Below are 25,377 nucleotides of genomic sequence, written 5' to 3' on the forward strand. Positions count from 1 at the left end.
GCCGGGGCTGCTCGGCCTACTGCAGCGGCGGGGGCAGCTGCTGCTCGGTCCAGATGACCTTGCCGTCCGTGGTGTACCGCGTCCCCCAGTGCTCCGCGAACTGCGCGACCAGGAACAGCCCGCGGCCGCCCTCGTCCGTCGTCGCCGCCCGCCGCAGGTGCGGGGAGGTGCTGCTGCCGTCGGAGACCTCGCAGATCAGCGTGCGGTCACGCACCAGCCGGAGCTTGATCGGGGGGCTCGCGTAGCGGATGGCGTTGGTGATCAGCTCGCTGAGGATCAGCTCGGTCGTGAACGCGACCTCGTCCAGCTTCCACTCGTCCAGCTTCTCCGCGACCGCGGCACGCACCCGCCCCACCGCCGACGGGTCGGACGGCACCTCCCACTCGGCGATCCGCGCCCCGTTCAGCACCCGCGTACGGGCCACCAGCAGCGCGATGTCGTCGCTCGGCCGCTCCGGCATCAGGACGTCCAGCACCGCCTCGCACGTCTCCTCCGGCGTGCGGTCCGGATGGGTCTCCAGGGCGCCGTGCAAGAGCTGGAGGCCCTCGTCGAAGTCCCGGTCGCGGTTCTCCACGAGCCCGTCCGTGTAGAGGACGAGCCGGCTGCCCTCGGGCAGCACCAGCTCCGCCGTCTCGAACGGCAGCCCGCCGAGCCCCAGCGGCGGGCCGCCGGGCAGTTCGGTGAACTCCACCCTGCCGTCGGGGTGGACGAGCGCCGGCTCCGGGTGCCCGGCGCGGGCCATGGTGCAGCGGCGCGAGCCCGGATCGTAGATCGCGTACAGACACGTGGCGCCGGTGATCGGCACGTTCCCGCCGTCGTGCGTCGCCTCGCCCTGGTCGATCCGGGCGACCAGTTCGTCGAGGTGCCAGAGCAGTTCGTCGGGGGGCAGGTCGAGGGCGGAGAAGTTGTGCACCGCGGTGCGCAGGCGCCCCATCGTCGCTGCGGCGTGCAGCCCGTGCCCGACGACGTCCCCGACCACCAGCGCCACCCGGGCCCCCGGCAGCGGGATGACGTCGAACCAGTCGCCGCCGACGCCGGCCTGCGCCGGCAGATAGCGGTACGCCACGTCCAGCGCGCTCTGCTCGGGCAGGATCCGGGGCAGCAGGCTGCGCTGCAGGGTGACGGCCATGGTGTGCTCGCGCGTGTAGCGGCGGGCGTTGTCGATGCACAGCGCGGCGCGGGCGACCAGCTCCTCGGCCAGCGACAGGTCCTCCTCGTCGAACGGCTCCGGCTTCACCGACCGCCAGAACGTCGCCATGCCCAGCACGTCGCCACGCGCCCGCAGCGGCACCGCCATCATCGAGTGGATCCCGAACTCGACGATCTTCCGGGCCCGGGTCGGGTCCTGTGCCTGCCAGCCGCTGAAGGCGGTCATGTCCTCCTCCACCGTCGCCTGCCCGGAGTGGAAGCCCTCGGCCTGCGGCGTTCCGGGGACGAAGGTGATCAGGCGTCCCAGCGGGTAGATCGGCGGGTCCTCGCGGATGCCGCTGAGCGCCGTACGCCGCATGGGAAGCGTCCCGGACGAGCCGCCCACCGACTCCTCGCCCCGCAGGACCGGCTCGGTCAGATCGACGGTGACGAAGTCGGCGAAGCGGGGGACGGCGAACTCGGCCAGCTCCTCGGCCGTCCGCACCACGTCCAGCGTCGTCCCGATCCGCACGCCCGCGTCGTAGAGCAGCTTGAGCCGCTTGCGCGCCACGTCGGCCCGGCCGGAGAGCGCCCGCAGCTCGGTGGTGTCGCGCAGCGTGGCGACGCTGCCCGGCGGGCCGCCGTCCCGGTCGGTCGGCTGGTGGTTGACGGCCAGCAGCCGGTCGCCCGCCAGATGCACCTCGTCCTCCGCGACGCGGCCCGAGGCGAGGAGCTGCACGGTACGCGGATCCAGGCCGAGGTCGTTGACGCTCCGCCCCTCGGCGTCGAACGGCAGGTCCAGCAGCCGCCGCGCCTCGTCGTTGGCCAGCACGAGACGGCCGTCGCCGTCCATGATCAGCACGCCCTCGCGGACGGCGTGCAGCACGGCGTCGTGGTGCTCGTACATGCGCGTCATCTCGGCCGGATCCAGACCCCGCGTCTGGCGGCGCAGCCGGCGTGTGATGAGCGCCGTACCGACGGTGGCCAGGGCGAGGGCGCCCGCGCCCGCGCCGAAGATCAGCGGCAGTTGACGGTGCGCGGCGCCACTGACGTTGCTGACCTTCAGACCGGCCGAGACGAGGGCGATGACCCTGCCGTTGTCCCCGCGTACGGGAACGACCGCCTGCACCTCCTCGCCGAGCGGGCCGTTCACCTTCTCGGTGAGGACGCGGCCGGCCAGCGACGGCTCGATGGTGCCGACGAAGCGCTTGCCGATGCGGTCGGGGATGGGGTGGGTGTACCGGATGCCTTCCCGGTCCATGACGACGATGAAGTCGACCCCGGAGGCACGGCGCGCGGCCTCGGTGATGGGCTGCAGTTCCTTGCTCGCATCCGGGCTCTCGAGGACCTGCTCGAGCCTCGGGGAACGGGCGAAGGACTCCGCGACGGCGACCGACCGGTTGCGGGCCTCGCGCTCGCTCTCGCTCTGGGACTGGAGCACCAGCGCCACGACGGACGCGATGACGAGCAGCAGCACGACGGCCACTTGCAGGACGAAGACCTGACCGGCGACGGTGCGCACGCCCATGGTCATGCGTCGGCGCCGGCCAGCCAGCGAGCGGACCGATGAGACCCAGGATCGGCCGACGGAACCGGCCATGTCCCTATTTCTAACATTGCGCCCTGCCACGGGGCGACCGGTGCGCAGCGACCTCTCGCGGCCCTGCCACGGGGACCGTGCTGTTTCGGCCACGGGGCGGAGGCCGTCAGCGGTCGCGGTGGCGGAGCTGTCCCGGGGGCCGCGGCGGTGCCGTTCCGGGGGGCGGAGGCGGTGCCGTTCCGGGGCCGGGGGCAGTGCCGTTCCGGGGCGGAGGCGGTGGTTCCGGGGGCCGGGGGCAGTGCCGTTCCGGGGGCCGCAGCGGTGCCGTTCGCGGGAGGCCGAAACCGGACAGCGGGGCTCCGGTACGACCCGCGAACACGAACGCCCGTTCCCCTCCCCTCCCGCACAACCCTTCCCTCCCACCCGCCGTCCAACTGGCACCGGAAAGGACGGGCTGTTTCCGGTCACTCCAGCACCAGCCCGGCATTCCTCACCCAAGGAGCCGATTCGTGCGCAAGAACCCTTCGACGGCCGTCGCCGCCGCCTCGCTGATCCTCCTGGCCGGCGCGGCCGTCACCGCGGCTCCCGCCGCCCACGCCGGGACCCCGGGCGGCACACAGGCCAACGACCGGAACGCCGACTTCAACGGCGACGGCCACGAGGACGTCCTCACCGGAGCCCCCGGCGCCACCGTGGGCGGCCACCGCGGCGCGGGCCTGGTCACCGTCCAGTACGGCTCGTCCCGCGGGATCACGACCGGCAGCCGCGCCGTCATCCACCAGGGGACCGCGGGCGTGGCGGGCGCCGCCGAGCCCGGCGACGCCTTCGGCCGGGCCGTGGCCTCGGGGGACCTGGACGCGGACGGTTACGACGACGCGATCGTCGGCATACCGGGCGAGGACCTCGGCACGGTGACGGACGCGGGCGGCCTCGTCATCCTCTGGGGCTCCCCGCAGGGCCTGAGCGGTGCGGCGTCGCAGTGGCTGGAGTCCTCCGTCCCCGGCGCAGGACAGAACTTCGGCGCGGGGCTGGCCGCCGCCCACTTCACCGGCGAGACCCCCGGCGACCTCTTGGCCGTCCTCGACCGCGACGACCTGGGGCTGTACTCCTTCGAAGCCGCAGCCGAACCCGCCGCCGACGCGCGTAAGGAGCGAAGAGCCGCGGCGGGGACCGGGAAGACGGCGGAGGCGGAGCGCGTGCGGGGCCTCGGCCGCTCGGCCCTGGCCGCCGAGGACGGACCCGAGATCCTCCCCAGGTCGCTCACCACCGGGGACTACGACAACAACGGCTACGCCGACCTCGTCGTCTCCGGTGTCAGCACGGGCGCGGAACCCGGCCACGGCTGGTCCGTCTTCTTCGCCGGACAGGAGGACGGCCTGGTGCACGGACGCGACCTGCGCGGCGGCCCCGTCGCCGCGTCCGGCGACATCAACGGCGACGGCTACGACGACCTGGTCACCGGCGAACCGAACAGCCCGGACGACGGCGGCGCGGCGACCACCGGCGGCACCGTCGGCATCTACTACGGCGGTGCCGAGGGCCCGGCGGGCACCGAAGGCCCCGGCAGCCCGCCGCAGTGGTGGACCCAGGACTCCGCGGGCGTCCCCGGCGTCGCCGAACGCGGTGACGGCTGGGGAACGGACCTGTCCCTCGGCGACACCGACGGCGACGGGTACGCGGACCTGGCCGTCGGCGCCGCGGGCGAGGACATCGGCACCTTCGCCGACGCGGGCGCGGTCTGGGTCCTGCGCGGCTCGCAGACCGGCCTGACGACGGCGAAGGTCAAGGACGCCAACCAGGACTCGGCGGGCGTCCCCGGCACGGCCGAGAAGGGGGACCGCTTCGGCGGCCAGGTGCGCCTGACCGACCCGGACGGCGACGGCCGATCCGGACTCCTCGCCGCGGCCCCCGGCGAGAACACCGGCGACGGCGTGGTGTGGGTCCTCCCCGCGACCACCGGCGGAGTGACGGCCACCGGTTCCTGGACGTACGGCGCCGATTCCCTGGGGGCCGCGGCGGCGGACGCGCAGTTCGGGGCGGCGATCGACGACTGACGGCCGGGCGGCAGGGCCGGGCCGTCCCACGTTCGGGAACGGGACGGGTACGGACGGCGAGAGGGGCCGGGGCACCGGACGGCGGTGCCTCGGCCCCTGCTGTCGGACAGGTGCGCGGGCGGGGCTCGTTGGCGCGCGGGCGCCTGAGCCGGATGCGGGGCTCGGAGCCGCGCGGGCGCCTGAGCCGGATGCGGCGCGCGTGATGATCCCCGTACTGCCGCAGACGCCCGCACGGACACCCTCCCTGGAGCGCCCGGCGGTCCGTACGCCGCGCACCGACGGCTCGATGGGCCCCCGTCCCGACCGTGCGTCCCGTCCGGGCGTCACCCTTCCTTGACGGCCGCCCTCGGTGCGGGGCCCGTGCGCGGAGCGCGGCTGGTGCCCGTACGGCGTCAACCCGCGACCCGTACGGCGCCACCTGTGGACGCCTGTGCCCAGGGCCCCGTTCCGGTACCGTGCGCCGGGGCCGGGCGACCGGAGCGGGCCCGCGGGCCGTCGGCATCGCCCGCCCCGTACACCCGGACCTGCGGAAAGCCCGTGCGCCGAGTCCGTTAGCACACGGCGGGCCGCCTTCGGTCGCACCGCTCCGGGCGCGGCCCGAAGGGCGCCCGCCCGGCCCGCATCCGTCGGACAGGCATTAGTCCGACGATGCCTTAGTCGCTTCTTGGCATCTGTCTGAAGAATCGTCTCTTCGGGTGGGGCCAACGCCGTGCCGATTTCCTGAATACGCCACGGTGCGTTGGATCCGGCATGGAGCCGCGGCAGTTGTGGAACCGGAACACCGTGCTGGCAGAGGCCTTCTGCCTCAGCGATGAACACGTGCGGTCGGCGCAGAGTGCGCTCGACGAGACACAAGCGCAGCGATCGCGTCTGCTGGCCGCGTTCGCCGTGACCATCGGCAGCGACAGCGCCGTATCGGACCTGCTCGGGCTGAGCGAGCGCGAGGTCAGGGTGGCGCGCCGTACGGTCGGCAAGGAGGACGCGCGCCGCATGGCCGAGGACGTCCTCGCCACCACGGCCGCCGCCGAGGCGGCGGAGAACCTGGCCTCGCAGGCGGCCCCGGACGGCGGGCACGGCGCCCCCCACTCCGCCGCCCACACCGGCCACGCGGCGCACGCCACCCATGCCGCACCGCAGGTGCAGCAGCAGACGGCGCCCGCGCCGCCGCCCCCGGCGCACACCCCGCAGCACCCCGCCCAGTCGCAGCACCAGGCCGCCTACCAGCAACAGCAGCAGTACGCGCCTCAGGCGACCTCGCACCTCGACGTCCAGGCGCCCGCGCCCACCTCGTACGAGTCCCCGATGACGTCGACCGCCGAGATCCCGGTCGTGCGCGAGACGGCGTGGACCTCCGCCATGGACCTGGTGCTCATCGACAGCTGGCAGTCGGGCATCGATCTGCGCGTGCTGGCGGACGAGTTCGGGCTCGACCTGGCCCGTCTGGTCACCCGCGTCCAGCAGTTGTCCGCCGAGGGCCGCCTGACGACGACGCAGCCGAGCGTCGGCACGGAGGACCGCTCGGGGCGGCACCGCCGGGACGCCAGCGGGTCGTCCGGCGGTTCCTACTCCAACGTTTCGTCCGGCGGCGGGTCCTACACCAACGGCTCCTACACCGGGTCCTACGGCAACGGCTCGTACACGAACGGCTCGTACACCAACGGCTCCTACTCAACCGGCTCGACCGGCGGCTCCTACACGAACGGCTCGTACACCAACGGCTCCTACTCAACCGGCTCGACGGGCGGCTACTCCACGGGCTCGTACGACTCGTACGGGAACGGCGTCACCACCTCCGGGTGGGAGGCCCCGTCGACCATCCCGGAGGACATGGTCGCCAACTACCTTCCGCCGCAGCACAACTGGCCGAACTACATGGCCGGTTCGTCGATGCGCTAGCCCCGCGCAGCCCCCGCTCCGCGGTCCCGAGGCCCGGCGAGACGCCCCCCGTCCGCCGGGCCTCTCCCATGATCCGTGGCCTAGGATCGGGACGAGACCGTTGCCGTAACGCAATCCGGCGCAGGCAGCATCGAATGATTGCCGTGCCGTCGACATGCGGGCACACCCCGCGCCGGAGGAAAAGTACGTGCGGATACGAACCCTGGCCACGGCCGTCGTGTGCGCCGGCGCGCTGCTCGCCGGAACGGGCTGCGACGGTGGCGGTACGGCGACGGGGGACGGCGCGGCGGGCACGGCCCGCCCGGACGCGGCCACCGCCTCACCCGCCGGCGCCGGGTCCGCATCCGCGAAGAAGCGCGCCGCGCTCGGTGACTTCGACGGCGACGGCTACCGCGACCTGGCCGTGAGCGGCTGGCGCAAACCGCGGACCGGCGCCGACTGGACGCGCTACCGCGCCGCCGTACCCGGTTCCGCGGACGGCGTACGGCCGGAGAAGTCCGCCCCGCTGCGGCCGCTGAGCCGCGACACCGCCGAGAAGGACCGGTCCGGCGAGGCCCCCTGGGCGGACGACGCCTCCGACCGCCTCCAGGGCGACCTGGACCGCGACGGCTACGCGGACCTCGTGGTGCCCCGGGGACCGAAGGGCGGCTCAGGGGAACGGACCTCCGCGGTCTCCATCCGGTGGGGCGGCCCGCGCGGACTGGACGAGAGCCAGGGCACCGCCGTCGAGGGCCCCGAGCCGGACGCCCTGGGCGACTTCGACGGGGACGGCTGGCTCGACCTCGTGTCCCCGTCGGGCACGGTCCTCCACGGCCCGTTCGCGCGGACCGGCACCCCCGCCCGTACCAGCGAGTTCGACGCGGACCAGGGCGGCTGGGGCACCCCGCGGGAGTCCGTCGCCGGCGACTTCGACGGCGACCGGCGCACCGACCTCGTGGTCCTCGGCTCCTTCGAGGAGGAGGACGCCGACCTGGAGGACCCCAACGCCCCGCGGCTCAACAGCGCGGAGTGGTTCCGGGGCACGCCCACGGGACTCGAGGAGGCGGGACCGGTGAAGAGCGTCAACGTCTCCTACACCGGCGGCGCTCTGGACCCGCTGCCCGGCACCACCGGGGACTTCGACGGCGACGGCCGCGACGACCTCGTCGTCCCCGACCTGGAGACCCGCAAGAGCCTCGGCCCGGGCAGCCTGACCGTCGTCTACGGCGGCGAGCGGGGGCTGGGCACCGGACGGCCCGAGACGTACGTCGACCAGGACACCCCGGGCGTGCCGGGCGGGAGCCAGGGTTCGGACGAGTTCGGCAACGGGGCCGCGACCGGTGACATCGACGGCGACGGCCACGACGACCTCGCCGCCCCTGTCATGGGCGAGGACCAGGGCAAGGGGCGGCTGATCGTGATGCGCGGCGGGCGGGACGGCCTGGACCCCGCCACCGCTCGCCGCTACGACATCGACACCCCGGGCATGCCCGGAGCCTCCAGCCGGTGGCCCAACCCGGAGGTGGTCGACGACTACTTCGGCTGGGACACCCAGATCGCCGACCTGGACCAGGACGGCAAGGCGGAACTGGTGACCGGCGCCCCCGGCTTCCGCAACCGCAAGGAGCCCGCGTACTGGGTGCTGCCCGGCACCTCGGACGGCCCGACGACGCACGGGCTGCGGCACTTCACGCTGCGGGGGAACGGGACGGTCGACGGGGACTGAGCGGGGCTGCCCGCCCCGGTCCACAGGGGGCGGGTGCAGCAGGTGACCGGCGGGTAGCCGGACCGGCAGGTGACCGACCGGTAGCAACCACCCTGACCGGCCCTGATGTCACCGGGGTTTCCCCGGGCCGTCCCCCTAGGGGATGTCACAGCTCGGCAGCAAACCCCCACCCGATCGCCCGCCCCGGACGTGGCAAACGGTACGAGCAGGTACGTTCGAATGGTGGCTGGATTCAGGATGGGACGCGGCCGGGACTCCGCGAGGCAGCAGGGGCAGCAGCAGCCGTACGGTGGACAGCCCTACGGCGGACCGGGCGGCGGCCGGTACGGCGGGCAGCCCGCACCGCCGCCACCGCCGCACGCGCAGCAGTGGCAGCAGCCGCAGGGCTACGGCGGCGGACCGGGCGGCCCCGGCAGACCGGGCGGCAGCGACGAGCCGGAGTACTTCGGTGCCCCGGACCCGTACGCGGGCCACGGCCACGGCGGCCACGACCCGTACGCCAACAACCCGGGGCACACGCAGGCGTTCGGCATAGGCGAGGCCCCGGATGCGTACGGCCACGGCGGCTACGGCCCCGACCAGGGCTACGACCCGTACGGTGACGGCGGCGTCGGTACGTACCGCGCCGGGCAGTCGGCGCACCCGCCCGCCGGGCCGCGGCTGCACTGGAAGCAGTTGCTGAGCGGCATCGTGCTGCGGCCGGGCCCGACCTTCATGCAGATGCGGGACTATCCGGTGTGGGGCCCCGCACTGATCGTCACCTTCATCTACGGCATGCTCGCGCTCTTCGGCTTCGGCGACGCCCGCGAGGACGCCCTGAACAGCACGCTCTCCAGCAGCATCCCGGCCGTCGCCGGCACCGGCATCGCCTTCATGATCAGCGCGTTGCTGATGGGCGCGGTGACGCACACCCTGGCCCGGCAGCTCGGCGGCGACGGCGCATGGCAGCCTACGGTCGGCCTCTCGATGCTGATCATGTCGATCACCGACGCACCGCGGCTGCTGGTCGCGATGTTCATGGGCGGCAACACCTCCTTCGTCCAGGTCGTCGGCTGGGCGACATGGGTGGCGGCGGCGGCCCTGTTCACCTCGATGGTGAGCAAGTCGCACGACCTGCCGTGGCCGAAGGCGCTGGGCGCCTCGGCGATCCAACTGGTCGCGCTCCTGGCCCTGTTGAAGCTGGGCACGCTGTAGCGCGGCCCGCCCGCCGGCGCGTGACAAGGCCCCTGCCGGACGGCGGGGGCCTTTCCTGTCGGCGCCTTCGGCGTCGGGACGCGCGGGGCTCGGCCGGTGCGGATGGCGGGAGCGGCGGCACGGTGCGATCATGGAATCAGCGCTGCCGACCGGTGGTTCCGGCGCGGAGTGAGGCCGGAGGATCGGCCGGGGGACGACACATACGAGGTGCGGCCCGTCGCGGTGCGAGCCCTTCGTACCGTCGGCCGCACGGGCCCGCGGGCCGCGAGGCCCGCGGAGGGGGATGCCATGGCCAAGCGCCTGATCGTCTGCTGTGACGGCACGTGGAACGTCGCCGACCAGCCCAGCAGGACGAACGTCACCAAGGTCGCCCTGTCCGTACGACCGCACGCCGACGGGGTCGAGCAGCGCGTGTACTACCGCAGCGGCGTCGGCACGCGCCGGTGGGAGCGGCTGCGGGGCGGCGCGTTCGGCATGGGCCTGTCCGGCAACGTCCTGGACGCCTACCGCTTCCTTGTCGACGCCTACGAGCCCGGCGACGAGCTGTACCTCTTCGGCTTCAGCCGCGGGGCGTTCACGGCCCGCAGCCTGGCGGGCCTGGTGCGCAACTGCGGCATTCTGCGACGGGAGAACGCCGACCGGATGCAGGAGGCGTGGACGCTGTACCGCAACCGGATCGAGAGGCCGCAGAGCACGGCCTCCACGCTGTTCCGGCGGGCGTTCGCGCACGAGACGGAGATCCACTTCATCGGGGTCTGGGACACGGTCGGTACCCTCGGCGTCCCGATCCGGGGGCCCCGGTGGCTGAGGCCGGTGGTGCGCCGGCTCAACCGCCGCTGGACGTTCCACGACACCGCGCTGAGCACGTGGGTGAAGGGCGCCTTCCACGCGCTGGCCATCGACGAGCAACGCGCACCGTTCGAGCCGACCCTGTGGCACCAGCAGGCGGGTGCCGCCGACGACGGCCAGGAACTGAAGCAGGTGTGGTTCGCGGGGGTGCACACCGACGTCGGCGGCGGTTACGAGGAAACGGCGCTGTCCGACATCACGTTGCTGTGGATGGTTCATCAAGCCCGCAGGTACGGGCTGGAGTTCGACCTCGAGGCCCTGAGCGGGGCCGCGCCGCACGCGCCGGCCCCGGACGGGGACACCGAGTTCCGGGTGCGGCCCGACAGCACGGGCCCGGTGCACGACTCCCGCACCGGCGCGTACCGCCTGACCCCGCCGCTGCACCGGCCCATCGGCCGGGCCGCGGACGCCGGCGGCCGTCGCGACGGGAACGAACTCCTCTCCGAGACCGCCAAGGAACGCCACGACAAGGACGCGTCCTACCGCCCGCCCGAACTCGACCGCTGCCTCGCGCTCGGGCAGGTGGACCTGGAAACGATCCCCGACCGCACGTGGAGCACCCCCGCCACCCGCGTCCCCCGGCCCGCGGACGCCTTGACTCGCAGGAAGCCGGAGAGCTGACGCCGGTGGGTCGATGCCCGCGATGCGAGCCGCGGGTCAGAGTGCTTCCCTGTTCTCCTTCGGCGCCTGTCCCGACCGGTGCACCGGAGGCAGCACACTCCACGGGAAGTTGATCCAGCTGTCCGTGCGCTTCCACACGTACTCGCACTTCACGAGCGAGTTCGGCTTCTCGTAGATCACGGCGCAGCGGACGTCGGCGACGTGGCCCGCGCAGTAGTCGTGGACGAGCTTGAGCGTCTTGCCGGTGTCGGCGACGTCATCGGCGACGAGGACCTTCTTGCGGCTGAGATCCACGACGTTGGGGACGGGCGGCAGCATGACGGGCATGTCGAGGGTCGTGCCGACGCCGGTGTAGAACTCGACGCTGAACACCGAAGGCGCAGTCACCAGGTGTGATACCTGATGACTGCGCCTCTACTCAGCACCAGCTCAGTACCTACCCACTGATCGAGAGCGAGCTAGAAGGGCTTGGTCAGGGTCTCTTGCAACGACTGCAGTTCGGTGAACCATCGTCAGGCGGAGTGTCGGCCCAGGGCCTGCTCTGGCTACTGGTAGATGCTGCCGATGTTGCGTGAGGTGTCGACAGCCTGGCACTGGGCACTGGCGCGGCTGCCGGAGAGGGTCAGGTTGAGATTGTTGGGGTTGCCGCAGTTGTTGCTCTGGCGGCCTTCCTGTGCGGTGTTCTGCTGGAAGAGGTCTACGGCGCTGGTGCCGCCATCGGCCTGGGCGCCGCCGCCGATCTCGGTGGTCTTCACGGTTGCGGAGCGGTCCAGGGTGCCGCACCGGGTCTCCACGCGGCTACCGGTCAGCGCGGTTTCGTTGGCGTTGGGGTCGGCGCAGTTGTTGTTCTGACGTCCGGATTGGGCGGTGTTCTGCTGATCGATGGTGGCTCCGATCTCGGCGCCGGTGCTCGAGCCGCCGTTGGCCTGGGCGCCGCCGCCCTTGGACACGGTGTGCTTGGCGAAGGAGAAGTCCTTGTTCCAGCATCGGCCGTCGGCCCGGCCGCCGGTCACTTCGAGATCGTTCAGGTCATTGGGGTTGGCGCAGTTGTTGTTCTGCCGCCCGGACTGAGCGGTGTTCTGCTGGTTGAGGGTGGCGTCGGTTCCTGAGCCGCCGTTGGCCTCGGCGTTGCCGCCCTTGGACACGGTGTGCTTGGTGAAGGAGAGGTCCTTGTTCCCGCATCGGCCGTCGGCCCGGCCGCCGGTGATTTCGATGTCGTCGACGTTGTTGGGGTTGGCGCAGTTGTTGTTCTGCCGCCCGGACTGAGCGGTGTTCTGCTGGTTCATGGTGCCGCCGAGGACGACGCCGGTACTCGAGCCGCCGTCGGCCTGTGCGCTGCCGCCCTTGGACACGGTGTGCCTGGAGACGGAAGCATCCTTGTTGGCGCAGCGGCCGTCGAGGCGCCCACCGCTGAGATCGAAAACGGTGGAGTTGGGGTTGGCGCAGTTGTTGTTCTGACGCCCGTCCTGCGCGATGGTCTGCACCTGCGCGATGTCGCCTGCGCCGCCATTGGCCTCAGCGCCGCCGTTCTTCTCCCAGGTGTGCTGGGAGTGAGAGGTGTCCTTGTTCCCGCACTGTCCTTCGAGACGACTGCCGGTGAAGAAAGCATCGTCGAAGAACAGATTGGGGCTGGAGCAGTTGTTGTTCTGCCTGCCTTCCTGCGCGACCTGTTGACCGCCTAGGTCAAGGGTGCCGGTGCCGCCGTTGGCCGCAGCACCGCCGCCCTTGATGTGGGTGTGCTTGTTGCGGGACAGGTCCTGGTCCGCGCAATGCCCATCTACCCGGCTTCCGCTGGGTTCGATGGGGAAGACGTTGGGGGTGAGGCAGTTGTTGTTCTGCCTGCCGCGCTGGGCGATGTTCTGCTGAGTGAGCCCGATGGCCCCGCCGCCGGCGGCGTCAGCCGCACCGTTCCGGACGTCGGCAGCCTTGTTGAACGAACCGTCCGTGGTGGCACACCGCCCGGTGAGCCGACTGCCCGTCAGGGTCATGGTGCTGCCGCCACCGTTGATGTCTGAGCAGTTGTTGTTCTGACGGCCGTCCTGGGCGACGTTCTGCTGGAACAGGTCCCCATCGGAGGACGAGCCGCCGCCTGCTGTTGCCTGCGGTCCGTCCGCGAACGCACTACCCGCGCCCAGGGACACCAGACCACTCACCGCAAGAACGACCATCGCTGCCGTCGCCGTTCGCTGAACCTTCACTCGCGCCTCCCGGAAGGGAATTCCGAACTGGTTTGATCCATTCGGACAACGACTCACCTTCTCCGCGGGAGTGACGATTTTGCTCGATCCCTCCGAATAGCCCACAGGAAGATCGCACTTCGGTGACGTCCCGGCTCAGCTCTGGACAGCCCCTTCCGCAAGCTGGCGGTCCACGTGTCCTAACTCTCCAGGCATCACGTCGCCTCAACGACGCACCCTCGAACAAATACACCACCGAAATGGACCTACCCAAGCCCTACTAGGCGGCCGTAACCCGCGTCAGCGCATCCGAGAGATTCTGCGCCACAGCCAGCGCCACGGCTCCCTTGATTCGCTCCTCGGCCCCAGGCAGGAGATGGACATAGACGTGCTCAGTCGTCTTGCTGCTGGCATGGCCCATCCACTTCGCCAGCTCGGGGAGCGGCACTCCCGCCCCGATAGCGACCGAAGCGAAATAGTGCCGCAGCGACTTGGGAGTCAGCTTGCGATCTTCCAATCCGGCCTTCTCGATGGCCTTGTTCCATCGAGTCTGGAATGTGGTCCGCGCGGGGAACCGGCTCGCATAAGTCTCCGACTCGTAGAACCAGCCTTCATCGCCCCACGTCCCGAACGTGCTGAGGTGATCACCCCATGCGCTCCTCGTGACATCCGGAACCGGTGTGAGGCGACCGTGCCGCGACCACTTGACCTCAGGACGAATGGCCGTCGTCCGGCCAGCCCCTTCGTTCTCCCCGAAGGTGGCCAACTGAGCATTCACTACGAAGAAGCCTGCTTCCTGATCCCACTTCGTCTCACACAGGGCCAGCGCCTCCCCGACACGGTGACCGCATCCCGCCATGCTCCAGATCGCGGAGCGGTAGTACGGCCGAATGCTCTCGAAGATGGCTTCGACTTCACCCGTGGTCGGCACCTCGGAAGGGTCGATGGGCCGGTAGGCGGGATCCTTTCGCTTGCGGGGGTCGGCCTTCTTGGCAGGGTTGCGCGCGATGATCTCCGCCTCCCATGCGTACTTGAACACGGAGGCGAGGACAACCTTGCGCGTGTGGATCCCGTAGGGCTTGTACCCCTTCTCCTTCTGCGCCGTCTCCCACTGCGTGATGTCGCTCGCCGTCACCGCACCGATCGGGCGAGGCCCGAAGAACTCTTCGAAGTGGTTCTTGTAGATGCTGCGGTATTGGACGCGCGACGACTCTGCCAACGCGTTCTCGTCGGCTCCAGCGCTTAACCACTCGTGCCACACGTCAGCGAATGTGCGTTGAGACTGCTTGGGGTCGATGTAGGCCCCGGTGTCCTTGTCGCGCTCAACTTTGCGCTCGAACTTCTCCGCGAGCTTCCTTCCGGCCGCGCCCTTCTCGAAGGACTTCTCCCGCTGCCGTCCTGAACGCCCGCCAGGTTCACGCCACCGCACCAACCACGGGTGCGGACACCGATCCCAGGCCGTGATCTGGCAGCCACAACGCTTGATGATTGAGCCCACAGCTCTTCCCCCTCCAGTAGTCATTGACTCAGCACGAAGATTCTACACGCGCCTACTGATCGATTGGCCTTCCAGCCAGTTCTCCAAGTCCCTTTCTCTGAACCGGAGATGCTTGCCGACGCGGTACCCCTTGAGCCCCCACACCCGCCAGTTGCTGTAGAGCGTGCTCAGTTTCACCGCCAGGAACTCAGCCGTCTCGGCAGGCGTGAGCAGCCGGTTGGAGCCTCCTCTCATGCCACATCAGCGCTACCTGTCACTCCGTCACGCGCGAACTCCCGATTACGAGCAAGGTCTTCGGCGATGCCTGCAGCGATGAGTGCTGCGCCGGGGGTGTGTCCGGAGCGGACGTAGCGCCAGCGCGCTTCTGTGATCGCGCCCAGGCCGTCAGAGGGCACGGAGCCTCCGCGTTCATGGGCCGCACGCTCCTCACGCAGCGCAGCGTACGTGGTCGAGTACCGGCGAGACTTCGTGAGGATGTGGCCTCGATAGCCGAGGGTGTGCGCCCAGTCGCGGAGCCGGAGCGGTTGCAGCTCGGTGAGGCCGCCGAGACGCCAGCAGGTGCGCATGAGGGTCCGTACGTGCGGGGAGACGGGCGCGTGGTCGATGTCATCGGGCGTAGTGACGCGGTGGTCGGTGCCGCCGGCGGATCCGGCAGCACTCGCGCCCTTGGTGACGTACTTGGCGACGTAAGCGGCCACCGCTTCATCGGCCAGCCCGTCAGGGCCGCCGAAGGCTCGGAGCGGCCGGACGTCGAACTGCTTGCCCCAGCTCAGTTCGTACTCGCCGAGTGCGGGACTGTAGGACGTGCAGAGGTGGACGGCTGTCGCCGCGGTGCCTACGACGTGGGCAAGCAGGTCGGCGCTGGCCCAGGCAGGGGGTTCGTCGTTCGGCCCACTCCCCCCGTCCAGGCGCACCACGGCGTGAAGGTGGACGGCCGCGCGTTGCTGATACTCGGCGACCTTGGCGTAGGAGATCCGCACGGCATCGCGGAGGCGGGTACGGGTGAATCCGGCTTGTGCGGCAAGGTGGTTGTACAAGTTGTCGGTGAAGGCCTTCCACAGGCGCCCTGCATGCGCGTGCCAGAGGACATGCCCGGTGTAGTCGTAGCAGTCGGGGCACAGTGGCTGGCCGATGAGCGGATCGGTGGCGTCGTGGAGGGCCGGGCAGGAGGCCTTGCGGCCGTGCTCGCAAGTGCCCGCATTGCGGCGGGGGCGGCAGCGTTCGCCGTCGGTGGCGCGGTGCACGGCGCCGAAGGACGGGGCCGTCAGGGTGATGAACAGCCTGGGTCGGTCGCGTACTTCGGCGGGCACACTCTTGCCACCGACGAGTCCGGCGCGGACAAGGTGGAAGGTGTCGCCCGCGTGGAGGCGTGAGCAGGCCGGGCAGACTGTCGCGCGGCGGTTGCGGCAGCGGACCAGGAGTCGTTCCCCGGGTTCGGCCGAGGTGTCGTACTGGTACAGCACGGCCCCAGTCGCCGCGTCGTAGACCGTGGTGGAACCGGTCAGGTGGATCGGGCGGGCGCATCCGCCGGTGGCGGTGATCTGCTGCAGCCAGCGCGCGAACTGCGGATCTTTGGCCCGGCGTATCAGGTCTTGGTCTGCTTCGGAGAGTTGGCGCAGGCGCGCCGCGCGGTCGAGCACGGCGCGCCTGTCCATCGACGTTGCCTCGGGGGTGATGGTGGAGACCTCCCAGGGTGGGCCGCCGAAGCGGCGCAGGTGAATGGGGCTGGGTGGCTTGCGTCCATGGCGATCACTCCTTGCGGGATGGTGGTGCGGTTGGTCAGCGGATGGTTCCGGTGCCCCGGCAGCAGCGGCAGCGTCGCTTGTGTCCGGTGCGGGTGGTGCGGTGGCGTTCGCCCTTGCAGATGGGGCAGCGCACACGACGCATGGGCATCAGGTACGAGACCCCCTTGCTAGGTGCGGGTGAAGCCGGACAGGACCCAGTTCACGATGCCGATGACGGCCCAGCCGATCGGGGTGAGTGCGGTGTAGAAGCCGAACAGGCCGACGAGGACGGCTTCCCACCAGCGCACGTCGCGTGAGCGGACGAGGAGGACGGTGATGACCCCGAGGACGAAGACCAGCGGCATAGCTGCGGATTGACTCACGGCCGTCCACCTCCCGTCGCCTCATCCAGCGCCCGTGCAACAACCGTCAGTTCGGGCGTCCACTCCCGATATTTCTCGGTGATCTCCTCGGCTTCTTCGGTCGGCGTCAGGTGTGACCGGGCCCGGCCCCAGCCGCCGTCAGCGGTCGTGCAGACCGCCACGCCCTTCTCCTCGGCGCTGATCGACTGAGCGACCACAACGGCGTCCTTGTTGAGGTCCCCCAGGGCCATCTCCGCCGTGCCGGGGTCGTTGACGCGGTGACAGATCCGTCCCGACAGCTGCGCTCGCAACGCGGTGACGCCGGGACCGAGGTCTGAGCCGACGCGCTGTCCCGCGATCACCAGATGCACCCCGAGCGCTGCACCAAGTTGCGCCAGACGCAGGAGGGCAGTGGAGCAGCGTTCCGCCTCTGCCTTGCCTTCCTTGGTGCCGTCGGAGAGATACAGCTCCGCCAGCTCGTCGACGAGAACCACGATGGGGACGGGCCGGGATTTCTCCGGCAGCTCCCAGATCGAGCGGACCCCGGCAAGCCGACAGCCGTACATGCGTACCTGTGTCTCAGCCACCAGCGCGACCAGCACCGCTACCGCCTCACGACGATTGGTTGTCAGCGCCGACAGGCGGGAGCCGAACAGCCCGAGTTCCATGCCGCCCTTGCAGTCGATCCCCACCAAAGCCACCGGTTGCGGCGCGAGTTGCGCCACCAGTCGGGCGAGGAGCGTGGACTTTCCCGACTGGGTCGCGCCAACGATGAGCCAGTGCGGAACCAGCCGCAGGTTCATCACCCACGCCCCGCCCGACTCCAGCACCCCTACCAGAGCTGAGAGCAACGCCACCGGGGCGCTGGCCAGGCCGGGCCGCTCCAGCGGGTCAGTCCCGCTGGCGCTCAGGTGGACCATTCCACGTTCAGGCGAGGTGACCCGCACCGCGTGCACCCGCCAGGCATGCGCCAGCGCATCGGCCGCCGCGATGAACGGCGCCGGCGTCTGCCCCGCATGCAGCCGCACCAGAAGCGACAACCCGTTACGGGTGGCATGGGGGAATGAGATCCGCGGCGCGATGGGCCGCAGTGATTCGCCCTTGACCGCCAGGCTGCCCAGGACGGCCCGCGTGGGCTTGGGCGACACCGACAGGTCGTTGAGCTGCGCGACCCTCTTCCACGTGCACAGCACCCGCGCCGCGGTTACCGGGTAGCCGGTCAAGTACCAGTGCCAGTGCGGCCACCGGTGCCGCAGCGCCGACCCTGCGACGACCAGCCATGCCAGAACAGCTAAGGCGAAGGCGAGCCCGATGGGGCCCATCAAGCACCACCCGCCTTACCGCCACCCGTTGCCGGTGCACCACTGGGAACGGGGGTGACGGCTGCGGCGCGGAAGCTGATGCCGTGCCGGTCGCCCATCGACCAGGCGAAGGCTTCCAGTCCCGTCACCTTCACGGTCATGCCCTCCTCGATGCCCTTCGGCTCGCCGGTCACCGCGATTTCGATGACGGAGACCCGACGTCCGTCCTGACGCACCGTCACGGCCACGGTGTAGATCGTGTTGCCGTCCCGGTCCTTCTTCACCTCCTGCTTCTCAAAGTCCGCGATCTTCGGTTCCGGCTTCACGACGCACATCAGCGCGCCCAGCCTGGATGTGTCCACGGGTATGGACTGCATGAGTTCTCGGCCTCCTTGGCCACATCGGACGACACAAGCTGTCGTCACTCGTCCTTACGAGTGACGACTATGCGTGTCTGGTGCAGCCGGAGTCAAGCACTTATGCTGACGAGTGACGTGAGGGAGACCGACAACACACGACAGGAGAGCCGAGCATGGGAGAGATCCAGCGGCCCGGAGCGCTCTATCAGCAGGTCGCCGCCGCGATCCGCGACGCCATCAGTGCCGGCGAGTTCCCGCCTGGCAGTCCGCTGCCCTCCGAGGCCCAGCTCATCGACCGCTACGCGGTCTCCCGTCCGACGGTCCGCAATGCCATTGCCGCCCTCCGGTCAGAAGGGCTCATCGAAGTCCGCCACGGCAAGGGCTCGTTCGTCCGCGCCAGCGCCGCGCCCGCCGTCACCATCGAACGGAACATCACTCGCAACGGCTCCGGCCGATTCAGCATCCACACCGGCACCGTCTGGGACCACGAACAGGAACCGGCCGTCTACCGGACCAAGACCACCGCGCTCACCGGGCCGCTCCTGCAACTAGGCGAAGGCGAAGCGCTCTTCGGATGCGATCGCCTGTTGGTCGACCCCGGCACCCAGACCCGACTACTTCACCGCACCTTGACCCCGTATGCCACGGCCGAGGGCACGCCACTTGCCGACGCCCCCGACACCGAACCCGCGGAGATCTACACCATGCTCACCAAAGCGGGACACAAGCTGTGGTGGAGAGAAACGGTCCGCGCCCGCATGCCGCTCCCCGACGAGCGCACCGCCCTCGAACTCCCAGACGCCACACCGATTGTCCACACCTTGCGCGTCACGCACGGCGCCGACGACGCCCCCCTGATCCTCGAAGAGCTACGCGCCAGCGGCGACCTCGCCCAACTTTCCTTCCGCATCAAAGCCGACTAGCCCCTGCCGATCAGTCAGTGCCGTCATCGTCCAGTGAGATGCGCGCCTTTTCAATGAACTCGTCTATCGCATCGTCCAATTTCATCCAGCGGTCACGTCCGTTCTCAAACCTCAGTGAGATGGACTGCCCGCCGATAAGTCCGTGACCGACAGTCATGGTTGACTCCGTGACGCCGTCGGAGCAATGACACACAGCGCTTGCCGCCTCGCTCATCATTCGAGGCCCAGCCAGCTTTACCCGTGTTGACACCTGCTCTAGCTCTATCCCAAGCCGGTGAGTTTCGTTCGATAGGGCTTCGTCGTCAGCGTTTCCAGATCCCCGAAGAGCGAGATCGAAGGTCTCTTGATCGGTCGGGACGGGGGCGAGAAAGAAGCGAGCGGCATGCCTCTCCTGAGCAGTTGCCGCGGCAATGAACTCCTCGTAGACCACTTGCCGTGAGTCACGGCGCTGTCGCCGATGCTCACCTCGCGCCGCGATCTTCGCTTGTTCCCGTGCGGACCATCCGGTAGCAAGTGCCGCCCCCGTCGTGGCTACTGCCCCCGCCAACGCGCCCAATACTGCTGCTACCCCTGCGTCCATGCTTGGAGAGTCTGGCAGGTCCCCCGGAACGTCGGGCCCAAACAACCACGACGTCACACCCGCGCTGTGCTCGGCATTGCGGGACGGTTCGGCGAACGCCATGAGGTATGTGTCGATCTCGCCGGGGGTCGTGGTGTTGACCCTGCCGACAGTGTCTCCACGGCCAACCTGGCCGTCGTCGAGCGCAGACCCGGGACTCCCCGAGCAACTTCCTTGCCAAGCCCCTCAGTTGCCAGTGCACGATGAGACAATCCGACCATGAGTGAAGAGGTACGCCCACGTGACGTCGAGCTGAGCGACGACGAAGTGATCGGTGCCGCATCTGTGCTTCTGGCTCAGCGTGGGCATGCGAAGGCTGCCGCCCTGATGCTGGACGTGACGAGTGCCCGGATCGAGAGACACTCCTCCTACGAAGAGACGATGAGCTACACGTATGAGAGGGAGTACGAGGAAGTCATCCTTGAGGTAGAGCCGTACCTAATGAACAACTCCGGCTATCTCCTAGAGGACATCAGGTCAGCCTTTACAACTGTCGGGGCCGGGTGCGGGCGGAACATCGACGACGTCTACATCCGAGAGGTTATCCCCAAGGTTGGGGCGAATTGGCGAGAGCAATTGGGTCGCGAGCTAAAGGGCGGTTACCAAACGAACCATGCCCGCAAAGTCCGGCTGGAGCCCCGGCATCCGATGGAGGACGGCCTCCACTTCACGAACGAGTGGGAACAGCGGGTCTACCAAGTGCTCAAGGAGCGCCAGGCCCGGCTTCCGCAGAACGAAACGATCGGCATCATGCCCCTCTGCGCGTTGCGAGTGCCTGACCACACCTTCGAGCCGGATTTCCTGATTACCTATCGCGGGCGAGTTGGCGTCATCGAGGTGGACGGGCCACAGCACAAGAGCCGTGTATCGGCCGACCGCAGCCGGGACCGGTTGTTCAAGCACGCCGGAGTCAGGGACGTGGACCGGCTGTGCGTCGAAGACAGCACGACGAAGGAAGAGGTCGAGAAGTTCGTGACTGACTTCCTGAAACACCTGGTCGACTGAACCGACTGAGTCAGTGGGGTGCTCACCATGCCGTCCCGACCTGGGATCTTGCCGCCGTCGGCCCCGTCTGGCGAGCCAACTCGTCGGCATCACTTACAACTGCCCAAGCCAATGCATGCGCTGCACCCCGACTCTGAGCCCGTCCGCTGGTCGGCGCAGCGCCAGTAGCACCTCCCGCGTCAGGGGACTGAGAGCAGCAGCGAGCGCAACGGCCCGCTCCACGGGCCAGCGTTCTAATGGCACGAGCCGAACCCGTCCTGTCGAAACCTGTCTTCACTTACTCAAGGGCGCGCCTGCGGCGCCCCGGGCGGCCGGGCCGCCCCGGCCGGGCGTGCGGCCTGGCGGCCGGTCCCGTCCGGGCACCCGCCGCCCACACGAAGCGGCGAGCCCGAGCAGCGAGCAGGTCAGCCAACTGCCCGTCTGAGGCAGAGCCGTTGTGGCTGGTGGTCGACGGCCTACGAGGCTTTAGACAGCCACCATGGGGCGAGCCTCTAAGATCGGGGGCCCAGATCAGGCACTTGCGGGCAGGTGAGGAGCCAGCCCGATCCGCGGGCCAGCGTAAGGGCCCCCGATCTCTCGGCCCCATGGCAGCTCCAGTCCAAAGCCTCTCCGGCCGGCGACTTGCCCACACCGCACCACCCGGCACCGCGCCCCGTACGCCCATCAGCACGCCTCCCGTAAGGCCGCGAAGTCCCGCACCAGGGCCGCCACATCCCGCACCGTCGACGCGGAAAGCCGCAAGTGGACCACGCCGGAGCCGTCCGGGGCAGCGTCCGCCCTTGCCTGCGCACCGGACGCCTCGATGCCCACTACGGATAGTGCGTCCGCCAATTCCACTGCCGCGTCCTTCGCCTCCCGCCAGCCCGCGAGGTAGTCCACCCCGCGCACCCACAGCACCGCATCCGGGTCCAACTCCTCACTCTCAAAACCATGCTTCCTTGGGTCCTCCACCGTTCAAGTCCCTTCCACACGTGGGTCATTGATCCGGGTATTGGCGTGCCTCATTGCGCCAGCGCACGCCGACTGCCCCGGTACCATCGGCACCGGGGTTCTCAGCGAGGACTCCTACCGGACCACCCCCCTTGCTGCCAGGCACAGGGGTGGTCCGGTCTCCTATGTGGTTGTTCGCGACCCTCACCCGAATCGGTCGCCATGGGTCGTGCTCATGCGGCGCGGCCCCTGGGGTCCACGGGGATCTTCCGAGTAGGCGGGAGCCGCCTCGTCAACGAGCTACTGCGCTGGATCCGTTGGCCATCCCGAGCATTCGCACCGGCAGACGGACGCGGCACAGTCGCCGAGTCGTCGTGCTCAGGGTTTGGGAGGGCGAAGGCTGCCGCTGCCGTCACTCACAGCAGCCCCCGCCCGGCTCCATAGCGGATGTGGAACAAGACCCGCCTCGCGATAGCGGCCGATGGCCTCATGCAGCCGGGCCGGGTCCACACCGAACCGCTCGGCGATCTCGTCATGCGGTACTCCCTTGGCTCGTAGCTCCGCATACCGGTCCACCTGGTCGACGCTCACGGCGACACCGCATGGACGTACGCACACCCCGTGCTCCGCGAAAATCGAGAGCACCTGTGAACGGGTGAAGCCGTACCGGCCTACTGACCAAACTGGCTCGCCTCTCATCGGGCGCTCACCAGATCGGCCCGGAAAAATGCCGTGGTGATCCCTCGGAATCGGGTGTGACCCGTGTGGCCTGCATGCCGTAGACACCAGACTTCCGGGCCGTCCGTTGCTTCAGTCGGACCCGACGATTCGCTACATGTGGTGCACTGAGCCTCGAAGATCGGCTTGCTTCCGGGCACATCCGCGGACAAGGACCAGTCCGCGAACCGCACCACCGACCGGGTCGCCATCACCACGCCTCCCGACCGGCCCGCCGACCGCCACGCCGCACGGCCACCGCATCGGCAGCCGGTACGCGCTCCGCCGGGCCGGACTTGAAGACCAGCACCACCGAAGGCCTGTACGCGTCGCGGCGGTCCGACCGGATGGCCTTGACCTCGCGCCACCGGCCGCGAACGCTCACCTCATCGCCGCGCCGTACGCGTATCGCAGGGACGCGATCCAATTCACGAGCCATCCCAATCACCAATCCCGCCAAGCTGCTTCCTGAGTGGATTTCGGGCGGCCTCCCGGCTTTGGGAGGGGATCCCTCGTAGCCGTGAGGCCGCCCACCGCTCGTACCTACTGCTCTCCGAGCGGTCCCCGGGACGCCACCCGCTCCCTTGTCGTGCAGGAAACGGGCTGCCTATGACGCCTCGGGAGCCCTATCGCACCGAGAGGTGCCCTCCCTCGTGTCGAGACCGAAGCGACAGAAGACGCTCTTCCCTCCGGGTTCGCGGGGCGCCCACCACACCGTGTCGGCCAAGCTCTGGACGATGGCCAAGCCCCGGCCGCTGTCAGGAAGCAGCGCCTCTGGCAGCCCCTCGGACAGCTCCGGGTCGTGGAACTCGCCAGCGGGCAGTGACGGCGGAGTGGAATCCTCGTCGCCGACCTCCACGAACAGCCACTTCGGCCATGCGCGGAAGGCAACGGCGATGCGCCGTGCCCCGCCGGGCCGAGCAAGCCAGATGTCCGGCACGGCATGGTGGATGGAGTTCCCAACGAGTTCGGACACGCACAGTGCGACGTCATCAGCAGACACCGGCAGAGCCCAGTCACGCAGGACGTCGATGGCCATCCTGCGTGCAGCACGGGCCGAGTCGGGAGCGTCCGAAAGAAGCGTGACCGCACGGAAGCGCTGGGCTGTCGAGAGGAGCGCAGCTTCCATGGGGGCAAGGTGCTCCGAGCGCATCGGCAGCTTCTGCAGCTCGTACGAGTTCATCGCCATCCCCTCTGTCCGACCAGCGGAGTGACCCTCCGCCGGCGTGGAGCTCCAGTGAACGGCGCTGCGCGTGCAAGCGGCAGCGTTCACAAGGGGGTTCACGTGCACACCGGGGGTTCATCGGCCACCAACAGGGGGTTCGCGCGTGAACCCCCAACCCGCCAATTGCTGTGACACGATGAGCACTTGCAGTCATCTCAGGGGTGGCGGGAGAGCATGAGCAGGGAGCCGAACCAGCGGCTGGCCGCTCTGATGGCCGAAGCTGGCGCATCCAACAAGGGACTGGCGAAGCGTGTCCGCGAGACTGGTCTTCGGCACGGCAGACGGGTGGGGACCACCCACGTCACGGTGCAGCGCTGGCTGAACGGCGGGGGTATCCAGCCGGAAACAGCCTCCTTGGTCGCCGAAGCCTTGAGCTCGAAGCTTCAGCGGAGAATTACCCCGACTGATCTAGGCTTCCCGACCGCGGCGTCAAGTCCTGTAGCGGTCGCACCGAGCTACGCCACTTCCCTGCCCGACACGTTGGACGTACTCGACAGGCTGGCCCAGCAAAGCCTTGACGACGAGCAGTCTTCCGGGGTCCTCCTGCCCGAGAGTGAAGTGAACTCGGCAGTGCTGTCGTGGCTCATCTCCCACCCGGACACGCTACGGGTGGACGTACCAGCACAGCGCCGCGTAGGCATGCGCGATGTAGCCGCGATCCGAACCGCTGGCCAGATGTTCATGCGCCTCGACTTCCTCTACGGCGGAGGCCACGGGCACAAGGCACTGCGGCACTACTTCCGCCAGGAGGTGTTGCCTCTGCTGAGCGCCAGTTACAGCGCCAAAGTGGGGAACGCCCTCTTCGGGGCTGCCACTGAGATCTCCCAGCTTCTCGGCTGGACCGCGTATGACACGGGCAACCACGCCCTGGCGAACCGCTACCTGCTCTCAACTCTTCGCCTGACCAAGGCCATCGATGACCGGATGATGGGTGCGCGGATTCTCAGCAACATGAGCCACCAGGCGAACTACCTGGGACAGATCTCCCGTGCCACGCAGCTAGCACGCGCAGCGACCGAGGGCGGGAAGGGACGGGCAACGCCACGCGCCATGGCCATGTATGCGGCCCACGAGGCGCGAGCCCTGTCTTCAGCGCAGGACCACACGAGCGCCGCCCGCGCCATGAACGAGGCGGAGAAGCATCTGGAGCGGGCAGATTCCGCTGAAGACCCGGATTGGCTCTCCTACGTGGACGAAGCCGAACTGGTCGGAGAGTTCTGCCATTGCTTCCGCGATTTGGGACGAGGTCCTGAGTCCCTTCGGTATGCCGAGCGAGCTGTAGCTCTCACCGACCCTCAATACGCGCGCACGCTGGGCTTCTGCAGGATGGTGCTGGCACAGAGCCAGCTCCTGAACGGCGAGTTGGAAGCGGCAGTCACGACGGCCGGCCTAGCTGTCGAAGGCGGCGACGCGCTCCAGTCGGCACGGTTCCAGCGCTACGTCTCTGACTTCCAACGGGACGTGTCCAGCCACGCAGGCGTGCCCGCCGTCCAGGCCTTCAACACGAAGGTGCGCGATGCCCTAGCCGATCTGGACGACGAGTAGCCCGA

At 69.4% G+C, this 25,377-nt stretch carries 20 protein-coding genes and 1 pseudogene; 8 read left to right on the forward strand and 13 right to left on the reverse strand.

The features are described from left to right. Positions 1 to 16: 16 nt before the first annotated feature. A complete protein-coding gene (locus ABZ822_RS06255) occupies positions 17 to 2,662 on the reverse strand; it encodes a SpoIIE family protein phosphatase (protein ID WP_360847666.1) in 2,646 nt (881 codons plus the stop codon). Between the two features lie 515 nt (positions 2,663 to 3,177). On the opposite strand from ABZ822_RS06255, the gene ABZ822_RS06260 reads away from it, so the two are divergent. From ABZ822_RS06260 to ABZ822_RS06280, 5 genes are all read left to right on the forward strand, one after another. Continuing rightward, complete coding sequence (locus ABZ822_RS06260; protein ID WP_360847669.1) at positions 3,178 to 4,722, forward strand: FG-GAP repeat protein; 1,545 nt, start codon at positions 3,178 to 3,180, stop codon at positions 4,720 to 4,722. 750 nt (positions 4,723 to 5,472) lie between these two features. Beyond that, positions 5,473 to 6,618: a hypothetical protein gene (locus ABZ822_RS06265; protein WP_360847672.1), complete on the forward strand. Its 1,146-nt coding sequence runs from the start codon at positions 5,473 to 5,475 to the stop codon at positions 6,616 to 6,618. A gap of 187 nt (positions 6,619 to 6,805) precedes the next feature. Next, positions 6,806 to 8,323, forward strand: a complete 1,518-nt coding sequence (locus tag ABZ822_RS06270) for an FG-GAP and VCBS repeat-containing protein (RefSeq protein ID WP_360847675.1) — start codon at positions 6,806 to 6,808, stop codon at positions 8,321 to 8,323. A gap of 222 nt (positions 8,324 to 8,545) precedes the next feature. After that, complete coding sequence (locus ABZ822_RS06275) at positions 8,546 to 9,517, forward strand: Yip1 family protein (protein ID WP_360847678.1); 972 nt, start codon at positions 8,546 to 8,548, stop codon at positions 9,515 to 9,517. A gap of 288 nt (positions 9,518 to 9,805) precedes the next feature. Beyond that, positions 9,806 to 10,987, forward strand: a complete 1,182-nt coding sequence (locus ABZ822_RS06280) for a DUF2235 domain-containing protein (protein ID WP_360847680.1) — start codon at positions 9,806 to 9,808, stop codon at positions 10,985 to 10,987. A 36-nt stretch (positions 10,988 to 11,023) separates the two neighbouring features. On the opposite strand, the pseudogene ABZ822_RS06285 reads toward ABZ822_RS06280, so the two are convergent. The 8 genes and pseudogenes from ABZ822_RS06285 to ABZ822_RS06320 all read right to left on the reverse strand — a co-directional run. Next, positions 11,024 to 11,452: pseudogene (locus tag ABZ822_RS06285) on the reverse strand (phosphoribosyltransferase family protein); the annotation flags it as partial. A gap of 80 nt (positions 11,453 to 11,532) precedes the next feature. Further along, a complete protein-coding gene (locus tag ABZ822_RS06290) occupies positions 11,533 to 13,185 on the reverse strand; it encodes a hypothetical protein (RefSeq protein WP_360847683.1) in 1,653 nt (550 codons plus the stop codon). 259 nt (positions 13,186 to 13,444) lie between these two features. Beyond that, positions 13,445 to 14,662, reverse strand: a complete 1,218-nt coding sequence (locus ABZ822_RS06295; protein ID WP_360847686.1) for a tyrosine-type recombinase/integrase — start codon at positions 14,660 to 14,662, stop codon at positions 13,445 to 13,447. Positions 14,663 to 14,704: 42 nt separating this feature from the next. Further along, positions 14,705 to 14,896, reverse strand: coding sequence for a helix-turn-helix domain-containing protein (locus ABZ822_RS06300; RefSeq protein WP_360847689.1), 192 nt, complete (start codon positions 14,894 to 14,896; stop codon positions 14,705 to 14,707). Beyond that, entirely contained in the window at positions 14,893 to 16,317 is a 1,425-nt protein-coding gene (locus ABZ822_RS06305; protein WP_360847692.1) for a replication initiator, read from the reverse strand. Before ABZ822_RS06305 ends, ABZ822_RS06300 begins: the two co-directional genes overlap by 4 nt. 257 nt (positions 16,318 to 16,574) lie before the next feature. Next, the gene (locus ABZ822_RS06310; protein WP_360848887.1) at positions 16,575 to 16,769 is read right to left on the reverse strand and encodes a hypothetical protein; all 195 of its coding nucleotides are present in this window, start codon (positions 16,767 to 16,769) and stop codon (positions 16,575 to 16,577) included. After that, positions 16,766 to 18,070 (reverse strand): FtsK/SpoIIIE domain-containing protein, encoded by a 1,305-nt coding sequence (locus tag ABZ822_RS06315; RefSeq protein WP_360847695.1) that lies wholly within the window; start codon positions 18,068 to 18,070, stop codon positions 16,766 to 16,768. Before ABZ822_RS06315 ends, ABZ822_RS06310 begins: the two co-directional genes overlap by 4 nt. Then, complete coding sequence (locus ABZ822_RS06320) at positions 18,070 to 18,426, reverse strand: hypothetical protein (RefSeq protein ID WP_360847698.1); 357 nt, start codon at positions 18,424 to 18,426, stop codon at positions 18,070 to 18,072. Before ABZ822_RS06320 ends, ABZ822_RS06315 begins: the two co-directional genes overlap by 1 nt. A 155-nt stretch (positions 18,427 to 18,581) precedes the next feature. On the opposite strand from ABZ822_RS06320, the gene ABZ822_RS06325 reads away from it, so the two are divergent. Then, entirely contained in the window at positions 18,582 to 19,331 is a 750-nt protein-coding gene (locus tag ABZ822_RS06325) for a GntR family transcriptional regulator (RefSeq protein WP_360847701.1), read from the forward strand. A gap of 10 nt (positions 19,332 to 19,341) precedes the next feature. Here ABZ822_RS06325 and ABZ822_RS06330 read toward each other — a convergent pair whose 3' ends face one another. Further along, entirely contained in the window at positions 19,342 to 19,761 is a 420-nt protein-coding gene (locus ABZ822_RS06330; protein WP_360847703.1) for a hypothetical protein, read from the reverse strand. A 408-nt stretch (positions 19,762 to 20,169) separates the two neighbouring features. On the opposite strand from ABZ822_RS06330, the gene ABZ822_RS06335 reads away from it, so the two are divergent. Further along, positions 20,170 to 20,955, forward strand: a complete 786-nt coding sequence (locus tag ABZ822_RS06335) for a hypothetical protein (RefSeq protein WP_360847706.1) — start codon at positions 20,170 to 20,172, stop codon at positions 20,953 to 20,955. 663 nt (positions 20,956 to 21,618) lie between these two features. Here ABZ822_RS06335 and ABZ822_RS06340 read toward each other — a convergent pair. The 3 genes from ABZ822_RS06340 to ABZ822_RS06350 form a co-directional block, all read right to left on the reverse strand. Then, the gene (locus ABZ822_RS06340) at positions 21,619 to 21,867 is read right to left on the reverse strand and encodes a hypothetical protein (protein WP_360847709.1); all 249 of its coding nucleotides are present in this window, start codon (positions 21,865 to 21,867) and stop codon (positions 21,619 to 21,621) included. 396 nt (positions 21,868 to 22,263) lie between these two features. Beyond that, the gene (locus ABZ822_RS06345) at positions 22,264 to 22,476 is read right to left on the reverse strand and encodes a helix-turn-helix domain-containing protein (RefSeq protein ID WP_360847711.1); all 213 of its coding nucleotides are present in this window, start codon (positions 22,474 to 22,476) and stop codon (positions 22,264 to 22,266) included. Positions 22,477 to 23,209: 733 nt separating this feature from the next. Then, positions 23,210 to 23,785, reverse strand: a complete 576-nt coding sequence (locus tag ABZ822_RS06350; RefSeq protein ID WP_360847714.1) for an ATP-binding protein — start codon at positions 23,783 to 23,785, stop codon at positions 23,210 to 23,212. A gap of 216 nt (positions 23,786 to 24,001) precedes the next feature. Between ABZ822_RS06350 and ABZ822_RS06355 the strand changes: the two genes are divergently transcribed. After that, positions 24,002 to 25,372, forward strand: a complete 1,371-nt coding sequence (locus ABZ822_RS06355; RefSeq protein ID WP_360847717.1) for a sporulation protein — start codon at positions 24,002 to 24,004, stop codon at positions 25,370 to 25,372. The last annotated feature ends 5 nt before the right edge of the window (positions 25,373 to 25,377 follow it).

Source organism: Streptomyces sp. NPDC047108 (assembly GCF_040643575.1).
Lineage (GTDB): Bacteria > Actinomycetota > Actinomycetes > Streptomycetales > Streptomycetaceae > Streptomyces.

Excerpts from the sequence above, each read along its gene's own strand:
- ABZ822_RS06255 (WP_360847666.1), bottom strand. The coding sequence starts at position 2,662 with ATGACCATGGGCGTGCGCACCGTCGCCGGTCAGGTCTTCGTCCTGCAA.
- ABZ822_RS06265 (WP_360847672.1), top strand. The coding sequence starts at position 5,473 with ATGGAGCCGCGGCAGTTGTGGAACCGGAACACCGTGCTGGCAGAGGCC.
- ABZ822_RS06280 (WP_360847680.1), top strand. The coding sequence starts at position 9,806 with ATGGCCAAGCGCCTGATCGTCTGCTGTGACGGCACGTGGAACGTCGCC.
- ABZ822_RS06300 (WP_360847689.1), bottom strand. The coding sequence starts at position 14,896 with ATGAGAGGAGGCTCCAACCGGCTGCTCACGCCTGCCGAGACGGCTGAG.
- ABZ822_RS06305 (WP_360847692.1), bottom strand. The coding sequence starts at position 16,317 with ATGGACAGGCGCGCCGTGCTCGACCGCGCGGCGCGCCTGCGCCAACTC.
- ABZ822_RS06315 (WP_360847695.1), bottom strand. The coding sequence starts at position 18,070 with ATGGGCCCCATCGGGCTCGCCTTCGCCTTAGCTGTTCTGGCATGGCTG.
- ABZ822_RS06320 (WP_360847698.1), bottom strand. The coding sequence starts at position 18,426 with ATGCAGTCCATACCCGTGGACACATCCAGGCTGGGCGCGCTGATGTGC.
- ABZ822_RS06325 (WP_360847701.1), top strand. The coding sequence starts at position 18,582 with ATGGGAGAGATCCAGCGGCCCGGAGCGCTCTATCAGCAGGTCGCCGCC.
- ABZ822_RS06335 (WP_360847706.1), top strand. The coding sequence starts at position 20,170 with ATGAGTGAAGAGGTACGCCCACGTGACGTCGAGCTGAGCGACGACGAA.
- ABZ822_RS06350 (WP_360847714.1), bottom strand. The coding sequence starts at position 23,785 with ATGAACTCGTACGAGCTGCAGAAGCTGCCGATGCGCTCGGAGCACCTT.
- ABZ822_RS06355 (WP_360847717.1), top strand. The coding sequence starts at position 24,002 with ATGAGCAGGGAGCCGAACCAGCGGCTGGCCGCTCTGATGGCCGAAGCT.